General features: G+C 65.6%; 13 protein-coding genes. 2 read left to right on the top strand and 11 right to left on the bottom strand.

Annotated elements, in window-relative coordinates; genetic code table 11:
* Positions 1-535 precede the first annotated feature (535 nt).
* Positions 536-739 carry a hypothetical protein gene (locus tag ACFMO5_RS11040; protein ID WP_376792806.1) on the top strand — a complete coding sequence of 68 codons (204 nt, stop codon included), beginning with the start codon at positions 536-538 and terminating at the stop codon, positions 737-739.
* A gap of 113 nt (positions 740-852) precedes the next feature.
* On the opposite strand, the gene ACFMO5_RS11035 is transcribed toward ACFMO5_RS11040, so the two are convergent.
* The 11 genes from ACFMO5_RS11035 to ACFMO5_RS10985 all read right to left on the bottom strand — a co-directional run bounded on the left by ACFMO5_RS11035 (position 853) and on the right by ACFMO5_RS10985 (position 13553).
* A complete protein-coding gene (locus ACFMO5_RS11035) occupies positions 853-2031 on the bottom strand; it encodes a thiolase family protein (RefSeq protein ID WP_376792805.1) in 1179 nt (392 codons plus the stop codon).
* A 106-nt stretch (positions 2032-2137) separates the two neighbouring features.
* On the bottom strand, positions 2138-4558 hold the full coding sequence (locus tag ACFMO5_RS11030) for a 3-hydroxyacyl-CoA dehydrogenase/enoyl-CoA hydratase family protein (protein ID WP_376792804.1): 2421 nt from the start codon (positions 4556-4558) through the stop codon (positions 2138-2140).
* Positions 4559-4612: 54 nt separating this feature from the next.
* Complete coding sequence (locus tag ACFMO5_RS11025) at positions 4613-5503, bottom strand: alpha/beta fold hydrolase (protein WP_376792803.1); 891 nt, start codon at positions 5501-5503, stop codon at positions 4613-4615.
* Positions 5500-6363 (bottom strand): alpha/beta fold hydrolase, encoded by an 864-nt coding sequence (locus ACFMO5_RS11020; RefSeq protein WP_376792802.1) that lies wholly within the window; start codon positions 6361-6363, stop codon positions 5500-5502. The genes ACFMO5_RS11025 and ACFMO5_RS11020 overlap by 4 nt, the downstream gene beginning before the upstream one ends.
* A 78-nt stretch (positions 6364-6441) precedes the next feature.
* Positions 6442-7218: an SDR family oxidoreductase gene (locus ACFMO5_RS11015; protein WP_376792801.1), complete on the bottom strand. Its 777-nt coding sequence runs from the start codon at positions 7216-7218 to the stop codon at positions 6442-6444.
* Positions 7215-7649: a type II toxin-antitoxin system VapC family toxin gene (locus ACFMO5_RS11010; RefSeq protein WP_376792800.1), complete on the bottom strand. Its 435-nt coding sequence runs from the start codon at positions 7647-7649 to the stop codon at positions 7215-7217. Before ACFMO5_RS11010 ends, ACFMO5_RS11015 begins: the two co-directional genes overlap by 4 nt.
* Positions 7650-7677: 28 nt before the next feature.
* A complete protein-coding gene (locus tag ACFMO5_RS11005; protein WP_376792799.1) occupies positions 7678-7977 on the bottom strand; it encodes a CopG family transcriptional regulator in 300 nt (99 codons plus the stop codon).
* 115 nt (positions 7978-8092) lie between these two features.
* Complete coding sequence (locus ACFMO5_RS11000) at positions 8093-9349, bottom strand: acyl-CoA dehydrogenase family protein (protein ID WP_376792798.1); 1257 nt, start codon at positions 9347-9349, stop codon at positions 8093-8095.
* A 202-nt stretch (positions 9350-9551) separates the two neighbouring features.
* Entirely contained in the window at positions 9552-10643 is a 1092-nt protein-coding gene (locus ACFMO5_RS10995) for an acyl-CoA dehydrogenase family protein (RefSeq protein ID WP_376792797.1), read from the bottom strand.
* Positions 10644-10686: 43 nt separating this feature from the next.
* Positions 10687-12927 carry a long-chain-fatty-acid--CoA ligase gene (locus ACFMO5_RS10990; protein WP_376792796.1) on the bottom strand — a complete coding sequence of 747 codons (2241 nt, stop codon included), beginning with the start codon at positions 12925-12927 and terminating at the stop codon, positions 10687-10689.
* 293 nt (positions 12928-13220) lie between these two features.
* Positions 13221-13553 carry an SCP2 sterol-binding domain-containing protein gene (locus tag ACFMO5_RS10985; protein WP_376792795.1) on the bottom strand — a complete coding sequence of 111 codons (333 nt, stop codon included), beginning with the start codon at positions 13551-13553 and terminating at the stop codon, positions 13221-13223.
* 1145 nt (positions 13554-14698) lie between these two features.
* Here ACFMO5_RS10985 and ACFMO5_RS10980 point away from each other — a divergent pair.
* Positions 14699-15646: an AAA family ATPase gene (locus tag ACFMO5_RS10980; RefSeq protein WP_376792794.1), complete on the top strand. Its 948-nt coding sequence runs from the start codon at positions 14699-14701 to the stop codon at positions 15644-15646.
* The last annotated feature ends 85 nt before the right edge of the window (positions 15647-15731 follow it).

The following is a 15731-nucleotide window of genomic DNA, read 5'->3' as shown; positions in this document are numbered from 1 at the left end:
GGTGCCCGGCTCACCACCCGAACACCTTTTATCCTCCCTCCCCACGGCCCTTCGGGCTGTGAGGAGGGGGGATCCAGGGGGATGGGGCCTCCCGCTTCCCTCCCAGCGTATCCTCAGTGTAGAATGTCCGGATTCATTGGCTGGGGTGCTCTGCTACAAACAAGGGTAGTCCCCCTGATTCGCAGTCCCGATCTTCCGGTTCGATGAGGGCTTCTCCTGATACGGCTTTGAGGTCTTGCAAGAACCGTGAAGGCCGCCTGCAGCGGCCTTCTGCTCCTTAAAGCTGCCCATATCCCGCCTCCCGAGCCGCTTTGAGGAAGCAAAAACCGTGCTGACGGCACCGTGGCCGGAGCGGCCTACAACCGGGCCAACCGGCTGATTTCGCTGGTGAATCGCCGTCTGGACGGGACGATCATCGCCGCCTTTGCATACGAGGTGAACAGGGTGGGGCTGCGGACGGTGATGACGACCACGGCCGTGGGACGGCCGTCTTCGAGGTCACCTATACGATGCAGCGGACCGGCTGTTGGAGGCGGTGCGGGTCAGCGGGCCATCCCAGCAAACCCAGCGCTACGTCTACGCCTACGACGCCAACGGCAACCGCTTTGGCGTTCGCCTCTACGATCCCCGGGCGGGGGTGTGGGTGGTCTGGGAGCCGCTGCCGGGGCAGGCCTGGGCGCCCCGGGCGTGGCATCGGTACCAGTATGCGTTCGCCAGCCCGGTGAACTCCGCCCCCTAAACTTCAAAGCCGCCCCTCCATCCATGACCACCACGAACACAACCCGGGAGGGCGCCTTCAGCAGCCCTCCCGGCCGTTCCAGAAGCACAACCCCGGCGGCGGCCGCATGGAGCCTAAAGCATCTCGAAGATCCCGGCGGCGCCCATGCCGCCCCCGATGCACATGGTGACCATCCCGTAACGGCCGCCCCGACGGCGCAGTTCATTCAGGATCTGAACCGTCAGTTTGGCCCCCGTGCACCCCAACGGATGCCCCAGGGCGATGGCCCCGCCGTTCACGTTCACCCGATCGAGATCCATCTCCAGCTTCCGGATCACCGCCAGGGCCTGGGCGGCGAAGGCCTCGTTGAGCTCGATCAGATCGATGTCCGTCAGCCGCAGCCCGGCCATCCGCAGGGCCTTCGGGATGGCCTCCACCGGGCCGATGCCGAACAGATCGGGCGGCACCCCCGCGACCGCGAAGGCGACGAACCGGGCGATGGGCTTCAGGCCCAGGGCCTCCGCCCGCTGCCGCTCCATCACCACCACGGCCGCCGCCCCATCGCTCATCTGCGAGGAGTTCCCCGCCGTCACCACCCCGCCGTTCTTGAAGGCCGGCGGGAGTCGGGAGAGGGCCTCCATCGACGTGTCCCGCCGGGGCCCTTCGTCGGTGTCGAAGATCACCTTGCGCCGCACCACCCGGCCATCCTCGGCCGGCTCCGCCACTTCCACCTCAAGGGGAACGATTTCGTCCCGGAACTTGCCCGCATCGATGGCGGCGATGGCCCGCTGGTGGCTGCGAAGGGAGAAGGCGTCGGCGTCTTCGCGGGAGATGCCGAACTTCTCCGCCAGCCGCTCCGTCCCCAGCCCCATGCTGATGAACACCTCCGGCCAGGCCGACGCCAGCTCCGGGTCGGGGCGCAGCGTGAAACCCGTCATCGGCACCAAGGACATCGATTCGACCCCGCCGGCGATGATGATCTCCGCCCCGCCGCTCATAATCCGCTCCGCCGCGAGGGCGATGGCTTGGAGCCCGGAGGAGCAGAACCGGTTGATGGTCATGGCGGGGACGCTGACCGGAAGGCCGGCCTTGAGGGCGGCGATGCGGGCGATGTTGAGCCCCTGATGGCCTTCGGGCATCGCGCAGCCCAAGATCACGTCGTCCACCATCCCCGGCTCCACCCCCGGGGCCCGCCGCAGCGCCTCGGCGATCACCGTCGCCGCCAAAACCTCCGGCCGCGTGGTCCGAAGGGTCCCCTTCTTCGCCTTCCCCACGGCCGTCCGCACGCCGGAAACGATCACTGCCTCACGCATCGTGGGCCTCCTGGCTGGATGTTGAAGGATGGGGAAGAACCCTTGGGACGCCCTTCCCCATCCGCTCCCCACGCCGCCTCGGGGGCGCAGGGGCAAAGGAACTTGCTCAATTCCTCAGGATCTTCCCGGTCTGCAGGAAGTGCCAGATCCGCTCCTGGGTCTTCGGCTCGCCGCACAGCGAGAGGAAGGCCTCCCGCTCCAGGTCGAGGAAGTGCTCCTCGTCAACCCACGTGGGCTCGGGGTGATCCCCGCCGCAGAGCACGTAGGCCAGCTTCTCCCCGATCTTCGCGTCGTGCTCGCTGATGTAGCGGGCCTCGCGCAGCTGCCACACGCCGATCCGCAGGGCCGCCAACAGATCCCGGCCAGCGGCGTAGAGTTTGGCCTTCAACGGCGGCCGGTAGCCGGATTCGGCCAGGCGAAGCACCTCGCGCTTGGCCTCGTAGAGCAGGAAGTCCGGGTTCATCACGATGCGGTCCTCGTCGCTCAGGAAGCCCAGGGCCCGCCCCTCCTCCGCGCTGGTCGCCACCTTGGCCGTCCCGATGGTCTCGAAGATCCGACGGAGGAACGGCAGCGGATCGGCGTTCTCCGTCCGCATCGCAGGCGTTAAGACCCGGCGGATCATCTCCTTGCATCCACCGCCTGCCGGGATCAGGCCCACCCCCACTTCCACCAGGCCGATGTAGGTCTCTGCGGAGGCCACCATGCGGGCGCCGTGCATGGCCACCTCGGCGCCGCCGCCCAAGGTCATCCCGAACGGCGCGGTGACGATGGGCTTGTGGAAATAGCGCATGGTCATCATCAGGTTCTGCATCGTCCGGACGCCCTGCGCGATGGCCTCGAACATCCCCTGCTGGGCGGAGACGCCGATGACGAAGACGTTGGCCCCGGCGCAGAAGTGCTCCCCCTGATTGCCGATGACCATCCCCACCCAGTCCTCGCGGTCCAGCCGCTCCAGCGCCCGCTGCATCATCGCAAAGATATCGGGGTCCAGGGCGTTGGCCTTGGTGTGAAACTCCAAGCAGAGGACCCCATCGCCCAGATCGATCAGACTGGCGCTGGGGTTGCGCTCCAGCACCCGACCCTCGCGCTTGAGATCCTTGAGGATGATGGCCTTCGGATGGGGGACCAAGCTCTGATAGGTTCCCGTCTTGAAATCGTAATACCCCACCACGCGGCCGTTCTCGTATTGGTAGAACGTCCGGTTCCCGGCCGCCAGGAATGCCTTCACCCATTCCGCCACCGGCCAGCCCCGGGCCTCGATGCGGGCCGCCGTCTCCGCCACCCCCAGGGCATCCCATGTTTCAAAGGGGCCCAGCTCGTAGTTGAAGCCCCAGCGGATCGCCTGATCCACCGCCACGATGTCGTCGGCGACCTCGGGCGCCACATAGGCCGCATAGGCTAGGTAGAAATCCAGCACCTCCCGCACGAACTGGCCCGCCCGGTCCTCTTGGGCCACTAAGAAGCGGAGGCGCTCTCCAAGGTCCTCGATCTTCAGCGCCCGCCCCACCGAGTCCCAGCGTGGCTTCCGCGGCGGCTCGTATTCCAGGGTCTCCAGGTTCAACGGCCAGTATTGGGGCCCCTCCGGGGTCTCGACTTTCTTATAAAAGCCTTGGCCCGCCTTGTTCCCCAGCCAGCCTCGTTCGATCATGGCCGCCATGACCCGGTTCATCGGGGAATCCTTCACCAGAGCCACGAAGGGATCACGGGCCAGGGCGGCTACCGTGTGCTGACCCACATAGGCCGCCACATCCAGGCCCACCAGATCCAACAGCCGGAAGGTGGCGGTCTTCGGCCGCCCGATCAGCGGGCCGGTGAGGGCATCCACCTCCTCCACGGTGTAGCCGTTTTGCAGGGTATATTGGTTCGTGAACGCTCCGGCGATGAACCCGATGCGGTTGGCGATGAAGTTGGGGGTGTCCTTGGCCAAGACCACCCGCTTGCCCAGGCGGACCTCCAGGACGTGCCGCAAGGCTTCCAGGACCTCGGGCTTCGTGGCCGGGCCGGGGATCAACTCCACCAGCTTCAGGTAGCGGGGCGGGTTGAAGAAGTGGGTGCCGGCGAAATGGGCGAGGAACTCCGGGGAACGCCCGGCGCCGATCTCCCGCAAGGGAAGGCCGGAGGTGTTGGTGGTGACGATGGCCTCCGGCTTGCGCACCGCCTCCACACGGGCCATCACTTCCTGTTTGACCGCCAGGTCCTCCACCACCGCCTCGATGATCCAATCCGCCTCGCGGAGCCGATCCCAGTGGTCCTCCGTGTTCCCGATTCGGATCAGCCGCGCTCGTTCCTCCACGAAGAAGGCCGCGGGTTTTGCCTTCTGCGCGCGCTCCAACCCGGCTCGGACGATCCGGTTGCGCACCGCTGGATGCTCCAGCGTCAGACCCTTCGCCTCCTCCTCCGGCGTCAGGGATCGCGGGGGGATATCCAGCAAGTCCACCGGGAACCCCGCGTTCGCCAGATGGGCCGCGATGGCCGCGCCCATCGTCCCCGCACCGATCACTGCCACCCGTCGGATGGTGTAGCCCATCGGAAGCCTCCTCCAAATTGTTCTTTCGACACTGCGGACAGCCATCTCCAGGCGTTACGAGCCGGCCGCGGATGCGGGGGGTTCGGGGACATCTAGGTCGAGCGAACGCCCCCGCCCGCGGATCCACCGCAGGATCACCTGAGCGGTTTCCTCGGGCCGCTCCATCGGGAAAAGATGGCCCCCTGGGATCACTTCGAACTGGGCATCCGGTTTCAGACGGCGGAAGCGGCCTTCCGAATCCGCTGTGAACGTGTCCGTCGCCGCCCCACGCAACACCAGGGTGGGCACTGGGATGTGAGGGACGAACCGCCAGGCATCATGGGGGACGTTCACAAAGATGTGGACCTCCCACTCGGGCGGATAGGCCAGGACGACCTGACCATCCCGGGAAGGGCGCAGGCCCTCCTCCAGATAGCCAGCGAAGGCATCCGGGTGCCACGCGGCGAACAGCGGGCGGGATCGGAGATGGACGGCGGCGGCCTCCCGATCCGGCCAGACCCGCCGTCGTCGGCGGGCGCGCCGGGCCAGCGGATGGAGCCGCGCCCCCAGGCCCAGCGCCCGAAGGATCCGGAACAGCTGCAACACCTTGGGATCCATCAGCACGGGGTCCATCAGCACCAGGGCCCGGAAGAGATCCGGGCGCCGCACCGCGGCGACCATCGTGATCACCCCGCCCATGGAATGGCCGATGCCGATGGCCCCCCGCCAGCCCAACGCATCGAAGGCCTCGATGAGGTCCTCCGCCAGGGTATACCAGGTGATCCCCCGTCGAGGGCTCTCCCCATCCGGCCAGAGGGGGCGAGGGAGCAGGCTCACCCCGTGGCCAGCGGAGGCCAGGGCCTGCATCAGCGGCCGGTAACATCCGGGGGGGAAGCCGTTCGCCACCGCCAGGTGGATCAGCGGGCCCTCCCCCCCGAAATCTCGGATCCGCTGCGCCCAGCTCACCCCAGCACCTCCTCCACAAACGCCCGCACGAGGCGATCCCGCTCCGGATGATAGCCCAGCACGATGGTGTAGTGGGTGGTGTTCGGCACCTCTACGATTCGCACCTGGGGGATCACCTCGCGGAGCAGATGCTCTTCGTCCTCGGTGAAGAAACGATCGTGCGGCCCGAAGGTGCCCACGGGAGCCTTTACCAACAGCGCCGGGCATCGGATCCGCCCTCGGTAAGCGCGCAGCCGCTCGTTCCAGATCGTCCCCAGCTCCATCGCCTCCAACTTCCCCAACCGGGAAGGGAACTTCACCCGCACCCGGCCATCCGGCTCTTGGATCAGGCCCGCCTCCAGGATCGGCATCAGGCGCTCGTCGAACGGCTGCAGGAAGGGCATCGAGCGGATCAGTTCCCGGAAGGCCTCCGGGGAGGGCAGCTCCTCCAACCGGGCGTTCAGCACCTGGTTCAGGGATTCAGAGAAAGCGCGGGAGGGGAGCGGCCCGCCATCGAACAGAAGCACCCCCTGGACCCGATCGGGGTGTTCGGCGGCGACGGCCATGGCCAGCATGGCACCCAGAGAATGACCCATCAGCAACGCGCCCGCCGGAGCGAGCGCCTCTAACACCGCCCGGATATCCCGGAGATGGGCGTCCAGGCCATAAGCCCGCTCATCGGCAGGCTGCTCGCTTCCCCCGCGGCCGCGCAGATCCATGCTCAACACCCGATAGGGCGGGTTCAGCGCTGGGATCAGGGGCAGGAAAGTCTCCGCATAACCCGTCAAGCCGTGGAGGGCGAGGATCGTCCCTTTCTCCCCCGGCCACTCCAGGACGCGAAGTCGAACCTCGCCGGATACCCAGTGCGTTCGCGGTTCCATCTCACGAGACCTCTCGATGTTCGATTCGTGGGGGCAGCACTTGCGCCCCACGGGTTCCAAGGGATGTGGTTCCAAACGCTACGCCAGCCCGCCGGTCAGCGAGAGGCCCCCATCCACCACGAAGACCGCCCCGGTGATGTAGTCGGCCGCCGGCGAGACCAGGAACAGGGCCAGACGGGCTACATCCTCCGGTTCCCCGAACCGCCCTTGAGGGGTCGCCTGCAGGATCCGTGTGGCGATCTCCGGCGTGCTCCACAGGAGCTCGCTGAAGCGGGTGCGGATGACCCCGGGGGCGATGGCGTTCACCTGGATGTTGTCCGGAGCGAGCTCCAGGGCCAACAGCTGAGTGAGCATAATCACGCCGGCCTTTGAGACGCCGTAGAGGCCCATCCCCGGGGAAGGGCGCAAACCGGCCACCGAGGCGATGTTGAGGATCTTGCCCCGCTTTTGCGCCCGCATCACCGGAACGGCCGCCTTCGCCACCCGCCAGTAGCCCAGGAGGTTCACCTCCAGGATCTTTTGCCACTGGCCCTCATCCGCTTCGAGGGTAGGGCCGAAGTGCGGGTTGGTGGCCGCGTTGTTCACCACGATGTCGACCCGGCCGAAGGCCCGAACCGTCTCCTCCACCAGCCGCTCCACTTCCGCCATCCGGCCGGTGTGGGCGGGGCAGGCGATGGCCTCGCCGCCCAGGCCCCGGATCTCCTCCAGCACCGGGGCCAGGTTCTCAGCCTTCCGGCTCGCCAGGACCACCCGGGCGCCGGCCCGGGCCAGGGCGTAGGCGATGGCCCGCCCGATGCCCCGCGAGGCGCCCGTCACGATCGCCACCTGATCTCGCAGATCGATTGGGATACTCATCGCCGTCCTCGCCCCTCCGGGATCCGCCGGATCCCCAGACCGCTCATTTGGTCGAAATGATGATCGAAAGCGAAAACCTCCTGAACGTTGAGCTGCTGGGCCACATGCAGAATGGCGCAATCCACAAAACTCCAGGCCTTATCCCGAAAGCGCTGGAACAGCGCCCATGCCTCTGAGAAATCCTCCCCCTTCACGGGATAGAAGGTGAAAGGTGGGCCGGCCAGCAATTCCTGCCCCACCTGGATGGCCAGCTCCGATCCCAGCGCCCGTTTCACCAGGGTCACGATCTCCACCCAGACCAGATCCAGAAGGAGATATTCGGCGTTCCGAAGCCGGAGCGCTGTCTCCTTGGCGATGGGATGATTCGGATCACTGGCATCCACCAGCGCGTAGAGGGCGCTGGTGTCCACAATCAGCCGGGGTCGAGGCAAAGGTCCCCTCCTCCGCGTTGAAAGCTGGCTAGAGCCGGCGCCCCGTTTCGCCCGCCGTTCCCTTGCGGGGCGCCTTTCGACGGCGTGGAGGGGACGGATAGAGCCAGTCGTCCACGTGCTCGCTGATGGCCGGGCCGCGCTGGCCGCTTTGGCCCTTCCCAACCAGCGTCCAGAAAGCGCTTTGCTCGATGGTCGGCCACCCGTCGCGCGCCCTCCACGCCTCGATCGCCTCCCGGACCAGGGACGAGATCGAGACGCCGCGCACCCCAGCTTCGTGGCGCAACCAGCGATACTGTTCCTCCTCCAGGACGATCTGAATCCGGCGCATCCTTAGCCACCTGTGGGTGTGTAATTCATGATCCATTATACACATCCATGCGGGCCCACAGGCGAGCAGGGGCACCCCTTGCGGGTGCCCCTGGAGCGGGTCCAAGGCCCACCCTTCACTTCAGCTCGCGGCTGGTCAGCCCGAGGACGCGGCGGGCGACGATCAGGGTGTTGATCTGGCCCGTGCCCTCGTACAGGTCGTTGATCTTCGCGTCCCGCATCCATTTCTCGACCAGGTGGCGGGTGGAGTAACCCAGCGGCCCCAGGATCTCCACCGCCTTGTAGGTGATCCAGGTCACCGCCTTGCCCGCCTTCACCTTGGCCATGGAGGCCTCCAGGGCGTTCGGTTTCCCCTGATCCAACATCCATCCCGCCCGCAGCGTCAGGAGCCACGCCGCCTTGTGCATGGCCTCCATCTCCATCACGTCCCGCTCGATGGCCGTCAGCTGGTGTCGCGGGAGGCCGTAGCGGATCCGAATGCCTTCCTTCTCCAGGACCTCCTTCGTGAACTCGATCGCGGCGCGGGCGATGCCCAGGGCCCCGGCGGCCACCACCGGCCGGGAGGCGTCGAACGTCACCATCACCCCCTTGAACCCATCGGTGCGCGCCGTGTCCAGGATCTCCGGGCTGCCCAGGATGTTGTCGAGGGGGATGCGGGCGTTGTCGAAACGGATGGCCGCGGTGTCGCTGGCCCGGATGCCCAGCTTGTGCTCCCGCTTGGTGATGCTCACCCCAGGGGTCCCCGCCTCGACCACGAAGGGCTTGATCCCCGCCCGACCGGCCGTCTTATCGATCGTCGCCCAGACCACCACGATGCCATCCGAAGCTTCCAGGGCCAGGTATCCGTTCGTGATGAAGATCTTCTCCCCATTGAGCACCCAATGCCCGTCCTCCCGTTTCGCCGTGGTCTGGATGGCCGAGACATCCGAGCCCGCGCCCGGCTCCGTCACCGCCATCGCCCCCCACTTCGGCCCGCCCTCGGTATAGCGCTTAAGGAAGCGAACCTTCTGCTCCGGGGTGCCCACGGCGTTGATCGAGTAGCCCGCCAGGCCCGGCCCAGGCATGCATAGATACAGGCCGGCATCGCCCCAGGTGAGCATCTCCACCAAAAGGATCATCCGGAGGTTATCGTAACGCGGCCCCTCGCGCTTCTTCTCCGTCGGCTGCTCCCCGGCCAGCTGACGCTCCGCCCGCCGCACAATCCGGGTCCAATCCTGCTGCACGATGGGCCACATGGTGTTCACGAAATCCCAAGGGATCTCGTGCTCGTGCTCATCATAGTAGCGGGCGTTGGGCCGCATGAGCTGTTCCGCGACCATGCGGGCCATTTCCCGCTGTTGCTGGATTTCCTCCGGGATCTCAAAGCTGATCATGCGCCACCTCCCAATGCCTCTTCTGTTTGGAGGATATACGGCCGAGGAAGCGGATGGCCCCACCCCCTGGATCCCCCCTCCCCCCGGCCCTTTGGGCCGCAGGGAGGGGGGGAGGAAAGATCCTTTGGGGGTGAGATCTCCTTCCCCTCGGTTTTCTTCACCCGGGCGCCACGTTTCCCCCGCCGAGGAACCCGCGAACCGCTCACACCATCACCAGCCCCTCGAGCATGGGGAGGCCGCGGGCGTTGCGCAGCCACATCTCCACCGGGTGATCCCGAATGTAGCCGTGGCCGCCCAGGGTCTGAACCGCCCCGTCGGTCACCCGCAGGGCCATGTCATCGGCGAAAAGCTTCGCGAGATACGCCTCCCGGCTCACCTCCTCCCCCCGATCCAGCTTCCACGCCGCCTCCCAGACCATGAGCCGGGCCGCGTCGATGTCGATGGCCATCTCAGCGATCATGAAGGCGATCGCCTGGCGATGGGCGATGGGCTCCCCGAACTGCACCCGCTGCTTGGCGTAATCCCGCGCGTACTCGAAGGCTCCCCGGGCCAGCCCGACCGCCAACGCGGCCAGAGCCACCCGCGAGCGCTCCAACAACCGCTCCATCGAGATGCCGTTCTCGCCCCCCACGCGCTGGCAAAGGGGAACCCGACAATCCTCCAAGGCGATCTCATAGGTCGGCAGGGCGCGGATCCCCGCGTAGCGGTCGCGCTCCTTCACCACCAGCCCCGGCGTCCCCTTCTCCACCAAGAAGGCCTGGGTTCGCCCGTCCTCGCTGGCGTAAACCAGGAGCAGCTCCGCCTCCGCCGCCATGGGGACCCCGATCTTCACCCCGTTGAGGACATACTCCTCGCCCTCCCGGCGGGCGGTGGTCTTCAGCTGGAACGGATCGAACAGGAAGCTGGGCTCGATCAGGGCGGCCGCCGCCTTGATGAAACGCTCCTCACAGAACCGGGGCAGGTAGGTCTTCTTCTGCTCCTCGGTCCCGTAGAGCAGGATCGGGAGGGCCACCGCGTGAGGGGCCAGCAGATAGAGCGAAAGGGTGAAATCGCCCCAACCGAGCTCCTCCAGCGCCAGGACGCTCGTCAGGGCCGAAGGCTCGCCGAACCCCCCATACGCTTCCGGGATCATGCTGGGGAGCAACCCGATCGACCACCCACGAAGGATCACATCCTCCGGAACCTGGCCCGTCTCATCGCTCTCCCGCGCCACCCGGCGCAGGTGCTCCTCAGCGAAGGCGTGGACCGTTTGGATCAGCATCCGCTGTTCATCCGTCGGCTCAAATGAGATCATCGCCTTCCCTCCTCCTGAGAACTTGAAACCCTTAAGCCGCCGCTCACTCCCGCAGGGTCCGCAGGCCGATCAGCAGCGTGAAATCCCCCTCCCAGCGCAACTTCCCCGTGGCGAAGGCCAGCTGGCCGTCCAGCTCCCCGCGCTGCATGGAGCTGTAGTCCGTAGTGGTCATGCGCAGCGTCCCGGAGGGCTCCGCCGCCCCGTTGTAAACGGCCGTCGCCCGCCACAGGGTCCCATCCGGCCGCTCCAGCTCCAGGCGCACGGTTCCCTTCAGGCGCTGGAGCGCCTCGAAGCGACGCCGGGTCCGAAAGGCCAGGTAGGGAGGTTCGCCGAGGTAAAGACGTCCTGTGATCGCCTCCCGCCATTCGTCGGCGCCGAGGATCAGCTCCACATGAGGCGTCTCCCTGCTCTCTCCCTCGATCACCGAGAGGCGCTTGCCATCCTCCACCCGTAGGGTGAAGACCTCCCCATCCACCCGATAGCGGACGACCAGCGTGGTCCCCTCCATTTCCTCCGGAGGTGCAGCCGCAACAGCGGCCTCGAAGAGCCGGGGGGCCCATTCCATGAAGAAGGCGCGGACGGAGACATCGGGGGGAACGGTCGGCAAAGGCGCGGCAGCCGGCGCGGCCTCCCGCAGCAGCCGCCGGAGCACCTTCCCCACCATCGACTTGGGAAGGGAATCCCGGAACTCCACGCTCCGGGGGACCTTGTAAGGCGCCAAGTTCCGTCGGCAGTGTTCCACGATCTCCTCTTCGGAGGCCTGGGCGCCGGGCTTGAGGACCACGTAGGCCTTCACCGCCTCCCCACGGTAGGGATCGGGGACGCCGACCACAGCGGCCTCCAGAACCGCGGGATGGGCGTAGAGAACCTCCTCCACCTCCCGCGGATAGACATTGAACCCGCCGGTGAGGATCATATCCTTCTTGCGGTCCACAATGTAGAAATAGCCATCCTCATCCATCCGGGCGATATCCCCCGTGTAGAGCCAGCCGCCTCGCAACGTCTGAGCGGTCTCCTCCGGTCGGTTCCAGTATCCCTTCATCACCTGGGGTCCCTTGATGACCAGCTCCCCGATCTCGCCGGGCTCCAGCTCACGGGTCCCTGTCTCCACGTCCACAATGCGCGCATCCGTGTCGGGGATCGGGAGCCCGATGCTTCCCAACTTCTTCAGGTTCATGATCGGGTTGATGTGGGTGATGGGGGAAGCCTCCGTCAGGCCATAGCCCTCGATGAACGTGCCCGAGGAAAACCGGGCGAATTGCTGGATCACCTCCACCGGCAGGGGGGCGGCGCCGCTGTTGCAGAGGCGGATGGAGTCGAGGCCGGATTCGGCCACCCGCGGATGGTTCAAGAGGGCAATATACATCGTCGGCACCGCCGGCAGGAACGTGGGTTGGTAGGTCCGAATCGCGTTCAGCGTTTCGTCCACATCGAAGCGAGGGAGAAGGATAAGGGTGGCCCCGTTAAACATCCCCACGTTCATCAGGGAGGTCATGCCGAAGGAGTGGAAGAGGGGCAACACGACCAGGTAGCGCTCCTCCCCCCTCCGGACGAACTCCCGGGCCCAGACATAGGCCTGGATCACGTTGGCGAACAGGTTGAAATGCGTGAGCATCACCCCTTTCGGCAGGCCGGTGGTGCCGCCCGTGTAGGGGAGGACCGCCACGTCCTCCATCGGGTTCACCGGGGGTTGGAAGAACCGCTCCCCCGCCCGTTCCATCAAATCCGCCCAGCGATAGAGCCCGGGCCCGGTCGGCGTCTCAACGCTCATCCCCTGGGCCTGAACCCGCTGGAGGTAAAGCGGCCGGACGGCCTCCGGCATGTAATCCTGCAGGCCGGCGAAGATCACGAGCTCCGGCCCGGCTTGCTCGCGCACGGCCATGACCTTCGGGGCCATGGTGTCCAAAGCGATCAGGGCCCGCATCCCACTATCCTCCACCACATAGCGGAGCTCCCGTTCCACATAGAGGGGGTTCAGGGGAACGACGACCGCGCCGAGGCGGAGGATGGCATAGAAGGCGATAAAGAATTGCGGGCAATTGGGCAGCATCAACCCCACTCGATCCCCCGGTCGGATCCCCAAGGCATCCAGCGCGGTAGCGAAGCGGACGGAATGCCGGCGGAGCTCCCTATAGGTGAGCTCCGCCCCATAGAAAATCGTCGCGGTGCGATCCGGATACTGGTTCGCCGCGAAATCCATCAGGGCGCTTAAGGGCTGCCGTGGATAGGTCAACGAGCGTGGCACCCAGAAATCATAGAAGCGATGCCATCGCCGCTCCTCCATGGCCACCTCCCTAAACTCTTGAGCCGGAGTTTTCCAACAACCTGAATGGCGCAATGGGGCCGACTTGCCCCTCTTTGCCCCTGGTATCGGAGCGCCGCCGTCCATCCCCTCCCCGAGGTCGGAGGACAGGGGCCGAGCGCCTTCCATCCCACCTTGAGAGATCCAGATCAGCGACCACGTGGGCTAAGAACATCACGGCGCCCGTCTCCCCAGCGGAGGGAAAACGGGAAGGGTGGGACCCCGAAAGGGAAAGGGCGGGGCCTAAGCAAAGACCCCCGCCCCACCTCCTCTGGCTATGACCCGATGCGGAAGAACGAAGTGAGGCGCGTGGCCAACATCATGTTCCCGCTGACCTTCAGCTTGCCGCTCATGAAGGCTTTCATCGCATCCAGCTTCCCGGTCGCGATATCCACAAAGTCCTGAGCGTCCATCGTCAGCGTCACATCGGCCTTCTCGGCCTTGCCCTCGTGGACGGAGCAGGCGCCCTGGGCGATCACCAGATACCAATCGCCGCCCCCCTCCCCGGTGAGGGAATATTGGATCGTTGCGCTCACACCCTGGGCCTTATCCGGCTGGAAGGCCTCAGGCATCCGCATAATCACGTCCCGCGCCGTCAGCTCGCTCATGGATCCCTCCTTGTGAAGAGGTTGAAAAAATGAAACGGATCGTTTGCTTCCAGCCTGCTCGATCCATGCCCAGAGGCACCGAAGCAAATGAATCTCATCAGCGAACGGTCGCGTCTCCCCGGTATGGAGATCCGATACCTCCCCTCGCAACCGTCCCTGGCTTTGGGTCTCCTCCAGCCAGATCCGCACCATGAAAGAAACTGCCCGCGGCCTTTGTCGCCCCACATCGGACCCCAATATCTAAACAATAGAGAGGGCTTGGGGGCGGGGCCTTCCGCCTCCTCTCGCGAGCTCCCAACCACATAATCCCTACGAGAAGGAGATCGAAGCGTGGAGAGCCCCTTTCCCCTTCCCCCTCTGCAGGAAAACAAACGCCGAAGTGCCCGGCTCCCAATCACCCCGTTGGGCTGCCCAGGCCTTTAGGGAGAAGATCAACGGCGTAATCCTACAAAATACCTTAATCCTTTAAAGTTCAGAGGAAGTTCAAGCGCTCTTCCTTGCTTCCGCCAGTTTGTGAATCCATGAACTAATGCTTTGTCCATATCTTTTGAGGTTTGATGGTCCTTGAGGATCTTCGGGGGGTCGGGGCCATCCGCCTCTGCACTGCGGATCCCCAACTGAAGGGGATCAGGCACCCCAGCTGGGTTCACCTGGGTGGTTTCGTAAAACCTCCCGTTGCAGGTAGCGCTTCATCCACATTTGTTTTAGGGATATGCGGCGGAGAAGCAGTAGTCCCCCCGAAGGGTGCGGATGATCCCACGGCCTGGCGAAGGCGGACAACCCGACCCCTAAGGAGCACCCACACCAAGAGGTGGATGCCTCCGGTCGGGGCAGGCCCTGCGCCTGCCCTGGGGCGCTCCCGGGGTGCCTCTCCATAGGCACATCCCGCGTTGGGAGGACTACCCCCTCGCAAGCGCTTGGGCGATCAGACGCATCATGGTGGAGATTACCGGGCAACGCGGGAGGTCCAGCCTGCCGGGGGAGAAATTGACGGAATCCCTTGGGGTTTTTAGAATTAAGGGCAACTCCCCTGACCATTGGATCCACGCGCGATGCTCCCGCAACGAGCAAAGGGCGGTGGGAAGGAGGGTCAAAGGGCAGACCGTGTCACCTGAGGATCCAGTCGGGCTTATAAAGGAGGGTCCATGGTCTCTTCGATTGAGGAGGTCCGACAACGCCTGGCCGCCCAGCAGTATATCGCCTCCGATGAGATCGCCACCACCGTTTTCCTCGCCGAACGCCTGGGCAAACCGGTGCTGATCGAGGGTCCCGCTGGGGTGGGCAAGACGGAGCTCGCCAAAGCGTGGGCGGCCGCCGCCGGCCGCCCGTTGATCCGCCTACAATGCTATGAGGGCCTGGATGAAACCAAGGCGCTTTACGAGTGGGAATACGCCAAACAGATGCTCTACACCCAGCTGCTGCGGGACAAGCTGAACGCGGTCCTGGCGGACGCCTCGACGTTGCGGGAGGCGGCGGATCGCATCGCCCAGGAAGAGGACGTCTTCTTCTCCATCCGCTTCCTGCTCCCCCGCCCGCTGCTGAAGGCCATCCTCTCCGACGAACCGGTGGTCCTCCTGATCGATGAGATCGACCGCGCCGATGCCGAATTCGAGGCCTTCCTCCTGGAGGTCCTCAGCGACTTCCAGGTCAGCGTCCCAGAGTTGGGCACCCTGCGGGCGAAGCACATCCCCACGGTTTTCCTCACCAGCAACAACACCCGTGAGCTGAGCGAGGCCCTCAAGCGGCGTTGCCTTTATCTGTTCATCGATTACCCTTCTCTAGAGCAGGAACTGGCGATCGTCCGCTTGAAAGTGCCGGAGCTCGCCCCGCAGCTCGCCCGCCAGGCCGTGGAACTGGTGCAGCGCCTGCGGCGGCTCGACCTCAAGAAGCAGCCCAGCATCAGCGAGACGCTGGATTGGGCGCGGGCGCTGGTGGCCCTGAACGCCCAGCACCTGGACCGCAAGACCCTGGAGAGCACCCTGGCGGTTCTTTTGAAACATGAGGCCGACCTCCAGCGGGGGCGGCGCCTGCTGGAAGGCGGCGAGGAGCCCCGGCGCCCCCGCTCATTCCCGCGCTGGACCACCGATTCATAAGCAGTGCTTGGTCCATACCAATAGGCCAATGGCCTCCTCCAAATTCCCCAGCTCAGGGGATTTCCATGAAGAGCGGCCCGCGTAC

The organism is Thermoflexus sp., assembly GCF_042408365.1.
Classification (GTDB): domain Bacteria; phylum Chloroflexota; class Anaerolineae; order Thermoflexales; family Thermoflexaceae; genus Thermoflexus.
The sequence above is the reverse complement of the archived record's forward strand: the minus strand, read 5'-3'. Positions and strand labels throughout refer to the sequence as shown.

Coding starts and splice junctions, on each gene's coding strand:
- ACFMO5_RS10985 (WP_376792795.1), bottom strand. CDS start 13,553: ATGAGCGAGCTGACGGCGCGGGACGTGATTATGCGGATGCCTGAGGCC.
- ACFMO5_RS11000 (WP_376792798.1), bottom strand. CDS start 9,349: ATGATCAGCTTTGAGATCCCGGAGGAAATCCAGCAACAGCGGGAAATG.
- ACFMO5_RS11005 (WP_376792799.1), bottom strand. CDS start 7,977: ATGCGCCGGATTCAGATCGTCCTGGAGGAGGAACAGTATCGCTGGTTG.
- ACFMO5_RS11015 (WP_376792801.1), bottom strand. CDS start 7,218: ATGAGTATCCCAATCGATCTGCGAGATCAGGTGGCGATCGTGACGGGC.
- ACFMO5_RS10995 (WP_376792797.1), bottom strand. CDS start 10,643: ATGATCTCATTTGAGCCGACGGATGAACAGCGGATGCTGATCCAAACG.
- ACFMO5_RS11020 (WP_376792802.1), bottom strand. CDS start 6,363: ATGGAACCGCGAACGCACTGGGTATCCGGCGAGGTTCGACTTCGCGTC.
- ACFMO5_RS10990 (WP_376792796.1), bottom strand. CDS start 12,927: ATGGAGGAGCGGCGATGGCATCGCTTCTATGATTTCTGGGTGCCACGC.
- ACFMO5_RS11035 (WP_376792805.1), bottom strand. CDS start 2,031: ATGCGTGAGGCAGTGATCGTTTCCGGCGTGCGGACGGCCGTGGGGAAG.
- ACFMO5_RS11030 (WP_376792804.1), bottom strand. CDS start 4,558: ATGGGCTACACCATCCGACGGGTGGCAGTGATCGGTGCGGGGACGATG.
- ACFMO5_RS10980 (WP_376792794.1), top strand. CDS start 14,699: ATGGTCTCTTCGATTGAGGAGGTCCGACAACGCCTGGCCGCCCAGCAG.